Genomic DNA, 13,779 nt, shown 5'->3' with positions numbered 1-13,779 from the left:
GGCTTCAGCCAAGCTTTCGAGCGCCGGAGCCAGCCATGACCGAAATCCTGCAGACCCCCAAGCTTGTCGTCGTTTTCGGCGGTTCCGGCTTCGTCGGTCGGCATGTGGTGCGTGCCCTGGCCAAGCGCGGTTATCGCATCCGGGTCGCCTGCCGCCGTCCCGACCTTGCTGGTCACCTGCAGCCACTCGGCAATGTCAGCCAGATCCAGCCCGTCCAGGCCAATGTGCGTGTACGCTGGTCGGTCGACCACGCCGTGCAGGGCGCCGATCACGTCGTCAACCTGGTCGGCATCCTCTATGAAGGCGGTCGTCAGCGTTTCGGTGCGGTGCAGGATTTCGGCGCCCGCGCCATCGCCGAAGCCGCCCGTTCCGTCGGCGCCGGCCTGACCCATGTTTCAGCGCTCGGGGCTAGCGTCGATTCGGAATCCGCCTATGCCCGCACCAAGGCGCTGGGCGAGAAAGCCGTTCTCGAGACCATCCCAAATGCGGTGATCTATCGGCCCTCGATCAATTTCGGTCCGGAGGACGGTTTCTTCAATCGCTTCGCCGCCATGGCCCGCCTTTCGCCTGCCCTGCCGCTGCTCGGCGGCGGCGAGACTCGCCTGCAGCCGGTTTATGTCGGCGACGTTGCCGAGGCGATTGCACGTTCGGTGGATGGCGCCGTCGAGGGTGGCAAGATCTATGAGCTTGGCGGGCCGAAAGTGCTGACCTTCAAGGAGTGCATGCAGGAAATGCTGGCGGTCATTGAACGCAAGCGCCTGCTGATCTCGCTGCCTTGGTGGATTGCAAGGGTCCAGGCATCGATCCTGGAACTGCTTCCTAAGCCCCTGCTCACCAACGACCAGGTCACGCAACTGCAGTCCGACAATGTCGTCTCAGAAGAGGCGATCAAGGAAGGGCGTACCTTCGCCGCGATCGGCATCACGCCGCGCACGATCGGAGCGATCCTGCCGAGCTACCTCTGGCGTTTCCGAGCCACCGGCCAGTTCGACCAGCGCAGGCCGGCGGCCTGATCTTCCCGATCTTGTATTGCAGCAAAAGGCCGGAGCGATCCGGCCTCTTCTATTGCTTGGCCTAATTCAGGAAACGCGACTCGTTTTTTCCTGCTCAGCCCCAGATGAACAGGGCGACGAGCCCAACGCTGCCGATGATCAACCGCCACCAACCGAACAGCGAATAGCCATGCCGCGAGACGTAGCCGAGCAGGCTGCGCACGACGATGACAGCGGTGATGAAGGCGGCAATGAAGCCGACCGCGATGACCGGAAAATCGCCGTTCGAAAGCAGATGGCGATTCTTGATCAGGTCGAGCGTGAAGGCGCCGAGCATGGTCGGAATGGCAAGGAAGAAGGAGAATTCGGCGGCGGCGCGCTTGTCGACGCCCATCAGCAGCGAACCGACGATCGTGGCGCCCGAGCGCGAGGTGCCCGGGATCATCGCCAGGCACTGAAACAGACCGATCTTCAGACACATCGACAGCGGCAGCTCCGAGGCATCGTGATATTTCGGTTTCAGATCGAGCCGGTCGAGCCACAAAAGCACGATGCCGCCCAGGATCAGCATGATGCAGATCAGTTTCGGCGTCTCGAACAGAACTGTCTTGATGAAGTCATGCGCCAGCATGCCGATGACGACGGCCGGTAGGAAGGCCAGGAATACTCCGACCAGCAGGCGCACGCTGTGGTCGCTCGATATTTCCGGCGCGACGAACAGGTTGACGCGCCGACGTTTGACCGTCGCGGCGACGAGCTCGAAAGCGCAACCTGCCAGCCAGATCAGCGACGCAACGGCACCGATCGCTGCCTCGACCAGCAGGCCGAAAGCGCCCGGGCGGCGCAGGAAGGCCCATATGCGCCCCGAATAGATGCTGAGGATGGCGAGAATGGCGCCAAGCTGGATCAGCACCTCGAAGACCTTGCCGGTGGACTCGAAACCGAGGAAATGGCCGGCCAGCAGGATATGGCCGGTGGAAGAAACAGGAAGGAACTCGGTCAGGCCTTCAAGCAGGCCGAGCAACAGCGCTTCCACCAAAGTCTGGAAATTCATGAATACCTCGCGGGCGGCGCGATCGGCAAAGCGGGACCCGATCTTTGCGTCCGCTCGCGCTCGAATCTGTCGAACTGGCGCTTAGAACACTGTCAAAGTTGCAAAACTGTGACGAATGCGGCGCCAGGGCTTGCTTGTCAGCGTGCCCAACTGCTCCTATAGCTCGCAGCACCCTGATAACCCGTGGAATCGGGCAAGAAAGACTTATCGGCGCGGCCAGCGATTCGCCAGCGCATATATCATTCGGACAATGCTGACGCTTTTCCACCACCCCATGTTCGCCAGTTGCCGCTTCGTACGCCTCGCCTTCGGCGAATATGGCGAAGAGCTCGCGCTGATCGAAGAGAAGCCCTGGACGCGCCGAAAGGAGTTCCTGGCACTCAACCCGGCCGGCACGCTGCCGATTCTGCTCGCGGAAGGCGATGTACCGATCATCGGTGCCGGCGTGATAGCCGAGTATCTGGACGAGACGCGCGGCGTGCTGAAGCGCGACAAGCGCCTGTTCGTGGAAGGACCCATGGAGCGCGCGGAAATCCGCCGCCTCACCGACTGGTATCTCACCAAGACCGAAAGCGAAGTAACGCGCCATCTCGTACGCGAAAGGGTGCTGAAACCGCATATGCCGTCGGATGCCGGCGGCGGCTCGCCGGATTCGACCGCCATCCGCGCAGCGCGCGCCAACATCCGCCAGCACATGAAATACACCAACTGGCTGGCCGGCACGCGTCACTGGCTCGCCGGCAACCGCATCACCTATGCGGATCTGGCCGCGGCGGCCACCCTCTCCGTGCTCGACTATCTCGGCGAGATTGACTGGCGCGAGCACAATGCCGCGCGCGAATGGTACACGCGCGTGAAGTCGCGCCCCTCTTTCCGACCGTTGCTGGCCGACCGCGTGCGCGGCCTGTCGCCGGTGTCGCATTATGCGGACCTCGATTTCTGACCCGGCAAAGCTGCGCAAGCTGATCGACCGAGAGGCGCGGCGCGCCGGTTTCGATGCTGTCGCCATCACGACGCCGGGTGCCATTCCGCGGGCACCCGCGCGATTGGCCGAGTTCGTGGCGGCCGGCCATCACGGCTCGATGGGCTGGATGGCCGAGACGCTCGACCGCCGTGCCGATCCTTCCGTGCTGTGGCCGGATGTCCGCTCAATCGTCGTCCTGGCGATGAACTACGGCCCCGATCAAGACCCACGAGCGCTCCAGCAACGGCCCGATCGCGGTGCGATCTCTGTCTACGCCCGCAACCGCGACTATCACGACGTCATCAAAGGGCGGTTGAAGGAGATCGCCGGCAAGATCGTGGCGGCAGCGGGCGGCGACGTGAAGGTGTTCGTCGATACGGCTCCGGTGATGGAAAAGCCGCTCGCCGAGGCAGCGGGCCTCGGCTGGCAAGGCAAGCACACCAATCTGGTCAGCCGCGAACACGGATCGTGGTTGTTTCTCGGCACCATCTTCACCACAGCCGAACTTCAGCCGGATGCGTCCGAGGATGATCATTGCGGCTCCTGCCGCGCCTGTCTCGACGCCTGCCCGACCGATGCATTCCCCGCGCCCTACAGGCTCGATGCACGCCGTTGCATCTCTTACCTCACCATCGAAAACAAAGGGCCGATCCCGCGCGAATTCCGCGCCGCCATCGGCAACCGTATTTATGGCTGCGACGATTGCCTGGCGGCTTGCCCATGGAACAAATTCGCCCGGGCAGCCTCCGAGGCGAAGCTCGTTGCACGGGCCGACCTGCGCGAACCGGCACTCGCCGATCTGCTCAAGCTCGACGATGCTGGGTTCCGCGCCCTCTTCTCCGGTTCGCCGGTCAAGCGCATCGGCCGCGACCGTTTCATCCGCAACGTGCTGATCGCCACCGGCAATTCAGGTGATCAAGGCCTCGTCCCTGCAGTACGCGACTTGCTTGATGACGCTTCGCCCCTGGTTAGAGGTGCGGCGGTGTGGGCACTGTCGCGGCTGACGGCAGGCGATACAGTGCACGAGTTGGCGGCAGCTGCATTATCTGAAGAAGACGATATCGGCGTTCGAGACGAGTGGCATTTGGCGCTCGAAGGAGCGAACAACAACGGAAGGGTTGCATGAACGGCAACAAGGTCTTCATTTTCGGTGCCGGCTACTCTGCCCAGGCTTTCGCCAGCCAGAATCGAGAGTTCGGCCGCTTTATCGGAACGACGCGCTCGCAAGGCAAGTTCGAAGCACTCCGGCAAGCCGGTATCGAGCCATTGCTCTTCGAAGGAGAACTCACGCCTGAAATCGAAGCGGCATGCGCGGAAACCACACATCTGGTGATCTCGATCGCACCCGGGGCAGCCGGCGATCCAGTGCTGCGGACGGCCCGTGACACGCTCGCGACCCGAATGCCGCTATTGCGCTGGATCGGCTATCTGTCGACGGTGGGCGTCTATGGCGATCATGGCGGTGCATGGGTCGACGAAAAGGCGGAATGCCGGCCTGTGTCGGATCGCTCTATCCTGAGGCTGCAGGCCGAACAGGACTGGCAGAAGCTCGGCCGCGAAACCGGAGTGCCGGTCGCAGTGCTGCGCCTTTCCGGAATCTACGGCCCTGGCCGCAACGCTTTCGTCAATCTGAAAGACGGCACCGCCAGGCGGCTGATCAAGCCGGGCCAGGTGTTCAACCGTATCCATCGCGACGACATTGCCGGCGCGCTCCGTCATCTAGCCCAGCGTGATATCGGCGGCATCTTCAACGTCACCGACGATCTGCCTGCACCGCCGCAGGACGTTGTGAGCTACGCCGCCGCTCTGATGAAAGTACAGCCGCCGCCGGAGACGGATTTCGCCACCGCCCAACTTTCGCCAATGGCGCGGTCCTTTTATGGCGAGAACAAGCGTGTCGCCAACGCGGCGATCAAGGCCACGGGTTATTCGTTCCGCTTTCCCGACTACCGTTCTGCCTTCGACCAGATGTGGGCAAGCGGAAATTGGGACCAAGGAGCAGCGCGCAGCCCAATGAAGCGGTCGTGATCGCAGGTAACGGCCGCGCCGTGGTATGATTCGGACGGGCTAGCCAGGCGGGTCGCTCCAGATGGAATTGAAGGGACTGCGCAAGCAGGGAGAGGGTAAGTGACGAAAAGGCTGCGAACCATTGCTCGCAAAACGGTCCTGACGCTAGCGGGCCTGGCTGCCTTTGTGGGCGCATTCGAATTCGAGACGCGCCCGGTCATGGCCGAAGAACTGGCCAAGAACCTGTTCGGCGCCGAAAAGCTGCCGGCGGCGACGGAGCCACGATCCTTCGGCTTTTATTCGAAGGGCTGCTTCAGCGGTGGCGTTGCCATTCCGCTTGAAGGCGACACCTGGACGGTGATGCGACCTTCGCGCAACCGCCGCTGGGGCCACCCAGCGATGATCGCGCTGCTCGAGAAATTCTCGCGCGACGCCGAGGCCGACGGCTGGCCAGGCCTTCTGCTCGGCGACATCTCGCAGCCGCGCGGTGGGCCGATGCTCAGCGGTCACGCCTCGCACCAGATTGGTCTTGATGCCGACATCTGGCTGACCCCGAAGCCGAGCCGCGAGCTGACCATGGCCGAGCGCGAGAACAAGAGCGCCAGGCTGATGGTCGATCCGAAGACGCATCGCGTCTACGACCGGCTGTGGACACCCCAGCACACCCAGCTCCTCAAACGTGCGGCAAGCTACCCGGAAGTCGAGCGCATCCTCGTCAACCCAGGCATCAAGAAGAAGCTCTGCGACACGGTGACCGGTGACCGCAGCTGGCTGCGCAAGATCAGGCCGTTCTGGGGCCACGACTATCATTTCCATGTCCGAATCGGCTGTCAGCCCGGATCTCATGGCTGCAAGGAGCAGGCGGCGACAACGCCGGGCGATGGCTGCGACAAGTCGCTGGCCTGGTGGTTCACCGAGGAGCCATGGCGCCCGAACAAGAACCCGGACGCCCCAAAAGCGCGCGATATCATGACCATGGCAAGTCTGCCGAAGGAATGCCGTCTGGTGCTGCAGGCGCCCGCACCGGTGTCGGCGGAAGCCGTGACCTATTACGGCAATGGCCGGCCGCCGGTGGCGGTGGCTGCTTCGCCGGAACCGGCTCCAACCCCGCCGGGCACGATCGGCGAGACGCCCCTCACGCCGGTGACTGCCAGTGCTTTCGCGCCAACGCCGAAGATCGGCATTCCATTGCCGCGCCCACGCCCCGGCAACTGACTTCGGTCTGCGCGAAATCAAAAAAGCGCCCTTCCCTGGGCGCTTCTCCGAACCACCGGATTCAGCCCGAAAAGCGCTCTTTCAGGCACGCTTCTGTTTGTTTATAGCATTCAATCGATTGAGAAGGTTGCAGATCGCCGAATCGGCGTGAAGACTGCATTCACGTATCGGCCCGAAAATCGAAATCGATTTTCGTGAAGCACGATACGGGGCTCTGAAGTGCCGGGGTGTCCTTGCTCCCGGCGGACTGTTGCGAATACGAGGCGAGCCATCGCCGCGTCGAACCGGGGATGGGAATGACTGACGGAAGCGCCGGGCTGAGATTCCCGATCCTGATCGGCGACATCGGCGGCACCAATGCGCGGTTCTCCATCGTGCTCGACGCCAATGCCGAGGCGGGCGAACCCTTTATTGTCCAGACAGCTGATTTCGAAACGATCGACGCCGCCATCCAGGCAGCCGTCCTCGACCGCTCTTCCGTGCGGCCGAATTCCGCGGTGCTAGCCATTGCCGGTCCGGTAGATGGCGATGAGATTCCGCTCACCAACTGCCCCTGGGTGATCCGCCCCAAGGTGATGCTGCGCGACCTCGGCTTCAGCGAGGTCGTCGTCCTGAACGATTTCGAAGCCCAGGCCCTTGCCGTGGTGGCGCTCGGCGAAGAGCATATGGAAAAGATCGGCGGCGGCGAGGCCGAAGCGAACGCCAGCCGTGTCGTGCTTGGCCCAGGCACCGGCCTCGGCGTTGCCGGGCTGATCCACGCCCTCGGCCACTGGATTCCAGTTCCCGGTGAAGGCGGGCACATGGATATCGGGCCGCGCACACCGCGCGATTTCCAAGTGTTTCCGCATATCGAGAAGATCGAAGGCCGCATTTCCGGTGAACAGATCCTGTGCGGACGCGGATTGGTCAATGTTTATCGGGCCGTCGCCGAAGCCGACGGCAAGACGGCTTCTTTCACAAAGCCCGCCGAGATTACTGCTGCAGCACTGGCGAAATCCGATCCGGTGGCTGAAGAAGCGCTTTCACTCTTCGTCACTTGCCTTGGACGTACCGCAGGCGATCTGGCCTTGGTGTTCAAGAGCCATGGCGGCGTCTTCCTCACCGGCGGCATCGCGCAGAAGATCGTGCCGTCACTGAAAGCAGGCAATTTCCGCGCCGCTTTCGAAGACAAGGCGCCACACAGCGAGATGATGCGGTCGATGCCTGTCTATGTCATCACGCACCCCCTGGCGGCTTTGGCCGGTCTTGCCGCCTATGCGCGGGCGCCATCCTTGTTCGGCGTCGAGACCGAAGGACGACGCTGGAGCAGCTGAGCATTCCAGCAAAGGTGCGCCGCGGTTTTGCGACCGGAATTGCGCAAGAACAGAAAGATAGAGCATGGGAGGCGACCTTGTTTCGCCGAAAATGCGCTAGACCAGGCTGGCAAGCATTTTGCGCGCGTTGCCCATTGGCCATAGGCAAGGACGGCCGATGAGGCTAATAGGATGCCCGACGCTGAAGGGCGACCCGACGAATACAGTGCGCGGACTGAAATTTGGCTTCCAACGAACCAAAGAGAAGAGCTGACCCCAGCGAAGTCTTCGCTGTGTTGCGCCGCATCTACGACGAGGCGGGCCGCGGGCACCTGAAATCCTACTGGCTGGCGGCGTTCTGCCTGATCGCCCTGGCCGCCACGACCGGCGGCGCGGCCTGGATCATGCAGCCCATGATCGACGACCTCTTCTACAAGCATCAATACGACAAGGTGCCCTGGATCTGCGGCGCCATCATCGGCATCTTCCTGGTGCGCGGCCTTGCCACCTACGGTTCCGCCGTAACGCTCGCCAAGATCGGCAACAGCATCGTCGCCCATTACCAGAAGCGCGTCTTCGGCCATCTTATGAAGCTGGGCATCGACTTCTACACCGAAACACGGTCGGGGCAGCTGGCGGCGCGCATCAACGAAAACGTCGCCGGTATCCGCGACCTGTTCTCGATGACACTGAAATCGGTCGCTGGCGACCTCGTCGCCCTGATCGGCCTCGTGACCGTCATGGTCTATCAGGCTCCTTTCCTGGCAGCCAGCATCTTCCTGATCGGCCCGCCGCTGGTCTGGGCGGTCAGCTACATCATGCGCCGTGTACGCCGCGTGACGCGGGAATCGGTCGAGATCAACTCGCATCTGATCGGCGCCATGCAGGAATCGGTGCAGGGTATCGCCGTGGTCAAGGCCTTCACCATGGAAGAGCAATTGACCCGCAAGATCGGCGACCTCGTCGATCGGGCTGAGTCCCGCTACAACAAGATCGCCCGTGTTTCGGAGCGATTGGCGCCCGTCACGGAAATGCTGGCCGGTTTCGCCATTGCCGGCGTCGTCGCCTATTCGGTGTACCGTTCGGCCTATAGCAGCCAGCCGCCCGGCAATATCATGTCGTTCATCACCGCCTTCATGCTGGCTTATGATCCGGTACGGCGCCTTGCCCGTACGCAGGTCAATGTCGAGCGCGCGATGGTCAATGCACGCATGATCTACGAACTGCTCGACATCGAGCCCCGACAGGGCGATGCGGAAGGAGCGACGGAAGCCAGGATCGAAACCGGCGAGATCCGCTTCAACAATGTCACCTTTGGTTACACGCCCGACAAGCCGGTTATCCGCAACCTCACCTTCACCGCCGCAGCCGGTAAAACGACTGCGATCGTAGGCGCATCGGGCGCCGGCAAGTCGACCCTAGTTGCCTTGCTGCAGCGTTTCCACGACGTCAGTGACGGCACGATCGAAATCGACGGCCAGGATATCTCCAAAGTCACCAAACAGTCGCTGCGCCAGTCGATCGCCTTCGTCTCGCAGCAGCCCTATCTGTTTGAAGGCACGATCAGCGACAACATCCGCTACGGTCGGCCGGATGCCAGCGACAGCGAAATCCAGTTCGCTGCTCAACAAGCCGCAGCAGACGATTTCATCCGCCAACAGCCGCAAGGTTATGAGACACCGGTCGGCGAAAACGGCGTGACGCTTTCGGGCGGACAGCGCCAGCGCCTGTCGATCGCACGCGCCATCATCCGTCAGGCACCGATCCTGCTTCTCGATGAAGCGACCTCGGCGCTGGACAATGAATCTGAAGCGCGTGTCCAGCAGGCGCTGACCACCATCATGCGGGGTCGCACCACCATCGTGATCGCACACCGGCTGTCGACAGTGGTGAATGCCGATCATATCGTCGTTCTCGAGCAGGGCCAGTTGGTCGAGGAAGGCACGCACAATGAGTTGGTCGCCCGACCGAACGGCGCCTACGCTCATTTCTACAATCTGCAAGGCGGGCATGGGCTTGGCCTGGTCGACGACGATGCGGTCGAAGCGATCACGAACAAAGCAGATGGAACGACCGGGGGATAGCACATGAGCGAGATGAAGCTGGTTGTGGTGGGTGCGGCAGGCCGCATGGGCCAGGCCTTGGTCCGCGCCATCGCCACCATCCCAGGCGCAACTGTTGCCGCCGCCATCGAGCGACAAGGCTCGCCTCATGTCGGCAAGGATGTCGGCCAGATTGCGGGCATCGGCCCGATCAACGTGGCGATCAGTGACGACCCGTTGCCGGCCTTCGCCAAAGCCGACGGGGTGCTCGACTTCACCTCGCCCGCCGCCACCGTGGAGTTCGCCGGTTATGCGGCCCAGGCACGCATTGCCCACATCATCGGCACCACCGGTTGCTCAGACGAGGATGAGGCGGCAATAGCCGCCGCGGCACGCCACGCCACGATCGTTAAGTCTGGCAATATGAGCCTCGGGGTCAATCTGCTCGCCGTGCTTGTCGAGCAGGCGGCCAAGGCGCTCGACCCGGAGGATTTCGACATCGAGATCCTCGAAATGCACCATCGCCAGAAGGTCGACGCTCCATCCGGTACCGCCCTGCTGCTTGGCGAGGCCGCTGCTGCAGGCCGCGAGATCGCCCTTGCAGAGAACAGCGTGCGCACACGGGACGGCCACACTGGCGCACGCAAGGCAAAAACCATCGGTTTCGCCACGCTGCGCGGCGGTTCGGTGGTGGGCGAGCATTCGGTATTTCTTGCTGGTCCCGGCGAGCGGATCACGCTCAGCCACCATGCCGAGGACCGCGCCATCTTCGCTCGTGGCGCCGTGAAGGCGGCGTTGTGGGCTCATGGCCGCAAGCCCGGCCTCTATTCCATGCGGGACGTGCTCGGCCTTGGCCGGAACGCCTGAAGTCAAAGGAGAAAACATGTCGAGAACTCTCGTGCTCGTGCGCCACGGCCAGAGCGATTGGAACCTGAAGAACCTGTTCACCGGCTGGCGCGACGTCGACCTGACCGAACAGGGCCACGCTGAGGCCAAGGCAGCCGGAGCCAAGCTGAAAGCACGCGGGCTGAAATTCGACATCGCCTTCACCTCGGCCTTGCAACGCGCCCAGAAGACCTGCCAGCACATTCTCGACGCTGTCGGCCAGAGCGACCTGAAAACGGTGCGCGACCAGGCGCTCAACGAGCGCGACTATGGCGAACTGTCCGGCCTCAACAAGGACGATGCCCGCCAGAAATGGGGCGAAGAACAGGTGCATGTTTGGCGTCGCTCCTATGACGTGCCCCCGCCCGGCGGCGAGAGCCTCAAGGATACCGGCGCGCGCGTCTGGCCCTACTACCTGCACACGCTGCAGCCGCATGTGCTGGCCGGCGGCACCGTTCTGGTGGCGGCCCATGGCAATTCGCTGCGCGCACTCATCATGGCCCTTGACGGGCTGACGGGCGAAGAGATCGTCAAGCTGGAACTCGGCACCGGTGTGCCGATCATCTACGAGCTCAATGCCGACTCGACCGTCGCGTCGAAGGAAATCTTGGCCGACTAAGCCCTAATTCCACGCACCGCGCTTGCCGAAAATAACTTCGGTCTTTCGGCAGGCATGAGCGGTTGTGACAATTTGCCGGCGCCAGTCAGTGACAATTGTGCCGCGGCTCAGCATCGCTTGAAAAAAGCGCGTTGACAGGGTCGGTCTGCCCGCTTACATGAGCGCCCACCAGCCCAGATGGCGGAATTGGTAGACGCGCACGGTTCAGGTCCGTGTGCCGCGAGGCGTGGAGGTTCGAGTCCTCTTCTGGGCACCAAGTTTCCGCAGTTGCTTCGACAAGGAGCGGCTAGCATTTAAGAAGCCCGGCATTGCCGGGCTTTTTTAATTTCCGGCAAGCGTCGCCGGCCATCGCCACGCAACCGAAGCTTGTTTAATCACCCGAGATGATCCCTCTCAGCTGTGAACAGCGTCGCCTGTTTTGAACAGGCCCAATAATGCACTCTCGGCCGCTCCTGGTGTGATTGCACAACAGCAGAGATTACACTGAGAAATTCCAGAATTTTACTTGGAGATCAGACTCTCGCCCGCTAAGGCGATTCTGTCTTCCGGCACTGCGATTCGTAATCTCAACTGCAAAATTGTCAGACAATATTCTGACAGACTGTTTCCCGGTGTTTCAAAACGTGTGCACGCGCCACGAAATCGCCCGAAACACGCCAGATTTGCCGCCGCATTTGCCCCTAACGGCCTCCTATTCGATCAACGGAGCCGTTCCCCCGGAATGACAATCAACAAGAAGAAGGCCGCGCTTGCCGCGGCCACAGTCGCGGTCGGCCTTGTCGCCGGCGCGTCCACCTCCTCTGCCGCTGCACAGTGCGGCCGCGCTTCCTGGTATGCCTTGCATTCAAAGACCGCTTCGGGCGAGCGCATGAACCCTTCCGCCATGACCGCCGCACATCGCAGCCTGCCTTTCGGCACCCGGCTCAAGGTTACCAACAAAAACAACGGCAAGAGCGTCGTCGTGCGCATCAACGACCGAGGCCCCTTCATCAAGGGTCGCGTGCTGGATCTGTCGCGCGGTGCGGCACGACAGCTGGGCTTCGTCAGCTCCGGTCACGCCGCCGTCTGCATGGCCAGGGTCTGATCCGACCACATCCGCAACCAATCAAAAGCGCCGCCCAGTTGCGGCGCTTTTGATTCGCGACGCAGAAACCGTTCGCCGTCGCCCCACCCCGCCGAGGTGTGCCTTCGCATCTGCACCCATAGCCGGCTGGGCTGCTTGTTCGACCTTTTTCAAGGTTTTGGCCCAAAGTATGGGGATAACTCACGCAACGTGATCTATTGCGCCGCAACAATTTCTTGTTAACTTCGTTGCGACAGAGTGAAGCGGCTGGGCCGCTTGTAGCCCTTCTTTCCGAGGGCAGCGGAGACCGTTTTTAATGTTCTATCAGTTCTACGAGATGAACCATGCTGCCTTGCAGCCAGCGCGTGCTTACGCCGAAGCAGTGCGGGTTCTCTACACCAACCCCTTGAACCCGTTTTCGCACACGCCCTGGGGCCGTTCGGTGGCCGCAACGGCGGAATTATTCGAACGCACGACCCGTCGCTATGGCAAGCCGGCTTTCGGCCTGGACAAAACCGTGGTCGACTGGAAGACGGTGCCGGTTGTCGAACGCACCGTCTGGTCAAAGCCCTTCTGCAATCTGATCCACTTCCAGCGTGAAGTGCCGACAGGCCGACGCGCCGACCCCAAGCTCCTGATCGTGGCGCCGATGTCGGGCCACTACGCGACACTGCTGCGCGGCACGGTGGAGGCGATGCTGCCTCATGCCGAGGTGTACATCACCGACTGGGTCGACGCCCGCATGGTGCCGCTTTCCGCCGGCCCTTTCGATCTCGACGACTACATCGACTACGTGATCGAGATGCTGCACGCATTGGGCCCTGACACCCATGTGATGGCGGTGTGCCAGCCTTCGGTGCCGGTTCTTGCGGCGGTGGCACTGATGGAAGCGCGCGGCGATCGTTTCGCGCCGGCCACCATGACGTTGATGGGCGGGCCGATCGACACGCGCCGCAACCCGACCGCGGTCAACCTGCTGGCCGAAGAAAAGGGCATCGACTGGTTCCGCGACAACGTCATCATGCAGGCACCCTGGCCGGTGCCGGGCTTCGGCCGCGATGTCTATCCCGGTTTCCTGCAGCTTTCCGGCTTCATGAGCATGAACCTTGACCGGCATATCATCGCCCACAAGGACTTCTTCATGCATCTGGTGAAGAACGACGGCGACAGTGCCGAGAAGCACCGCGAGTTCTACGACGAATATCTGGCGGTGATGGATCTGACCGCCGAATTCTACCTGCAAACGGTGGAAACGGTGTTCGTGCGCCATTCCTTGCCGAAAGGACAGATGAAGCACCGTGGTACCAAGATCGACCCGGGCTCCATCCGCAATGTCGCCCTGTTCACGGTCGAGGGCGAGAACGATGATATTTCGGGGCTCGGCCAGACAGAGGCTGCGCACAGCCTGTGCGCAAATATTCCTGCCGACATGAAGGCGCACTACATGCAGCCGGCTGTCGGCCACTACGGCGTGTTCAACGGCTCCCGCTTCCGTGCCGAGATCGTGCCGCGTATCGTAGATTTCATCACCAGCTACGGCCGTAACAGCAAGGTTGCGGTGAAGCGGAAGGCAACCAAGCCGGCTCAAGCCTGATCACGTCTTTTTGAAGCTGCGGGCCGCTTGCTGCACGCAAGGACTGTTTTCT

General features: G+C 62.1%; 12 protein-coding genes and 1 tRNA gene. 12 read left to right on the top strand and 1 reads right to left on the bottom strand.

Features of this window, described 5'->3' with window-relative positions:
* Positions 1-35: 35 nt before the first annotated feature.
* Positions 36-1,013 (top strand): complex I NDUFA9 subunit family protein, encoded by a 978-nt coding sequence (locus L4923_RS15430; protein ID WP_239366581.1) that lies wholly within the window; start codon positions 36-38, stop codon positions 1,011-1,013.
* A gap of 94 nt (positions 1,014-1,107) precedes the next feature.
* Here the strand turns inward: L4923_RS15430 and L4923_RS15425 are convergent, their stop codons facing one another.
* Positions 1,108-2,046, bottom strand: a complete 939-nt coding sequence (locus L4923_RS15425; RefSeq protein WP_239366579.1) for an undecaprenyl-diphosphate phosphatase — start codon at positions 2,044-2,046, stop codon at positions 1,108-1,110.
* A gap of 250 nt (positions 2,047-2,296) precedes the next feature.
* Between L4923_RS15425 and L4923_RS15420 the strand changes: the two genes are divergently transcribed.
* The 11 genes from L4923_RS15420 (at position 2,297) to L4923_RS15370 (ending at position 13,727) form a co-directional block, all read left to right on the top strand.
* Complete coding sequence (locus L4923_RS15420) at positions 2,297-2,989, top strand: glutathione S-transferase family protein (protein WP_239366577.1); 693 nt, start codon at positions 2,297-2,299, stop codon at positions 2,987-2,989.
* Positions 2,970-4,136, top strand: coding sequence for a tRNA epoxyqueuosine(34) reductase QueG (gene queG / locus L4923_RS15415; protein WP_239366575.1), 1,167 nt, complete (start codon positions 2,970-2,972; stop codon positions 4,134-4,136). Before L4923_RS15420 ends, queG begins: the two co-directional genes overlap by 20 nt.
* Positions 4,133-5,038 (top strand): SDR family oxidoreductase, encoded by a 906-nt coding sequence (locus L4923_RS15410; RefSeq protein WP_239366573.1) that lies wholly within the window; start codon positions 4,133-4,135, stop codon positions 5,036-5,038. Before queG ends, L4923_RS15410 begins: the two co-directional genes overlap by 4 nt.
* 99 nt (positions 5,039-5,137) lie before the next feature.
* Positions 5,138-6,232 carry a penicillin-insensitive murein endopeptidase gene (mepA, locus tag L4923_RS15405; protein ID WP_425530956.1) on the top strand — a complete coding sequence of 365 codons (1,095 nt, stop codon included), beginning with the start codon at positions 5,138-5,140 and terminating at the stop codon, positions 6,230-6,232.
* A 290-nt stretch (positions 6,233-6,522) separates the two neighbouring features.
* Positions 6,523-7,545, top strand: coding sequence for a glucokinase (locus L4923_RS15400; RefSeq protein ID WP_425530955.1), 1,023 nt, complete (start codon positions 6,523-6,525; stop codon positions 7,543-7,545).
* Between the two features lie 221 nt (positions 7,546-7,766).
* On the top strand, positions 7,767-9,608 hold the full coding sequence (locus L4923_RS15395; RefSeq protein WP_425530954.1) for an ABC transporter ATP-binding protein: 1,842 nt from the start codon (positions 7,767-7,769) through the stop codon (positions 9,606-9,608).
* A 3-nt stretch (positions 9,609-9,611) separates the two neighbouring features.
* Positions 9,612-10,433 (top strand): 4-hydroxy-tetrahydrodipicolinate reductase, encoded by an 822-nt coding sequence (gene dapB / locus L4923_RS15390; protein ID WP_239366565.1) that lies wholly within the window; start codon positions 9,612-9,614, stop codon positions 10,431-10,433.
* Between the two features lie 16 nt (positions 10,434-10,449).
* A complete protein-coding gene (locus L4923_RS15385; RefSeq protein ID WP_239366562.1) occupies positions 10,450-11,070 on the top strand; it encodes a 2,3-bisphosphoglycerate-dependent phosphoglycerate mutase in 621 nt (206 codons plus the stop codon).
* A gap of 171 nt (positions 11,071-11,241) precedes the next feature.
* Positions 11,242-11,326, top strand: a tRNA-Leu gene (locus L4923_RS15380).
* Between the two features lie 465 nt (positions 11,327-11,791).
* The gene (locus L4923_RS15375) at positions 11,792-12,154 is read left to right on the top strand and encodes a septal ring lytic transglycosylase RlpA family protein (protein WP_239366560.1); all 363 of its coding nucleotides are present in this window, start codon (positions 11,792-11,794) and stop codon (positions 12,152-12,154) included.
* Between the two features lie 295 nt (positions 12,155-12,449).
* On the top strand, positions 12,450-13,727 hold the full coding sequence (locus L4923_RS15370; protein WP_239366558.1) for a polyhydroxyalkanoate depolymerase: 1,278 nt from the start codon (positions 12,450-12,452) through the stop codon (positions 13,725-13,727).
* The last annotated feature ends 52 nt before the right edge of the window (positions 13,728-13,779 follow it).

The sequence above is a fragment of the Terribium retamae genome, from assembly GCF_022347545.1.
GTDB lineage: Bacteria > Pseudomonadota > Alphaproteobacteria > Rhizobiales > Rhizobiaceae > Mesorhizobium > Mesorhizobium retamae.
This window is presented reverse-complemented; position numbering and strand designations above follow the sequence as displayed.

What these genes read in the sequence shown, in the direction of transcription:
- L4923_RS15430 (WP_239366581.1), top strand. Translation starts at nt 36, where the DNA reads ATGACCGAAATCCTGCAGACCCCCAAGCTTGTCGTCGTTTTCGGCGGT.
- L4923_RS15425 (WP_239366579.1), bottom strand. Translation starts at nt 2,046, where the DNA reads ATGAATTTCCAGACTTTGGTGGAAGCGCTGTTGCTCGGCCTGCTTGAA.
- L4923_RS15420 (WP_239366577.1), top strand. Translation starts at nt 2,297, where the DNA reads ATGCTGACGCTTTTCCACCACCCCATGTTCGCCAGTTGCCGCTTCGTA.
- queG (WP_239366575.1), top strand. Translation starts at nt 2,970, where the DNA reads ATGCGGACCTCGATTTCTGACCCGGCAAAGCTGCGCAAGCTGATCGAC.
- L4923_RS15410 (WP_239366573.1), top strand. Translation starts at nt 4,133, where the DNA reads ATGAACGGCAACAAGGTCTTCATTTTCGGTGCCGGCTACTCTGCCCAG.
- L4923_RS15400 (WP_425530955.1), top strand. Translation starts at nt 6,523, where the DNA reads ATGGGAATGACTGACGGAAGCGCCGGGCTGAGATTCCCGATCCTGATC.
- dapB (WP_239366565.1), top strand. Translation starts at nt 9,612, where the DNA reads ATGAGCGAGATGAAGCTGGTTGTGGTGGGTGCGGCAGGCCGCATGGGC.
- L4923_RS15385 (WP_239366562.1), top strand. Translation starts at nt 10,450, where the DNA reads ATGTCGAGAACTCTCGTGCTCGTGCGCCACGGCCAGAGCGATTGGAAC.
- L4923_RS15375 (WP_239366560.1), top strand. Translation starts at nt 11,792, where the DNA reads ATGACAATCAACAAGAAGAAGGCCGCGCTTGCCGCGGCCACAGTCGCG.
- L4923_RS15370 (WP_239366558.1), top strand. Translation starts at nt 12,450, where the DNA reads ATGTTCTATCAGTTCTACGAGATGAACCATGCTGCCTTGCAGCCAGCG.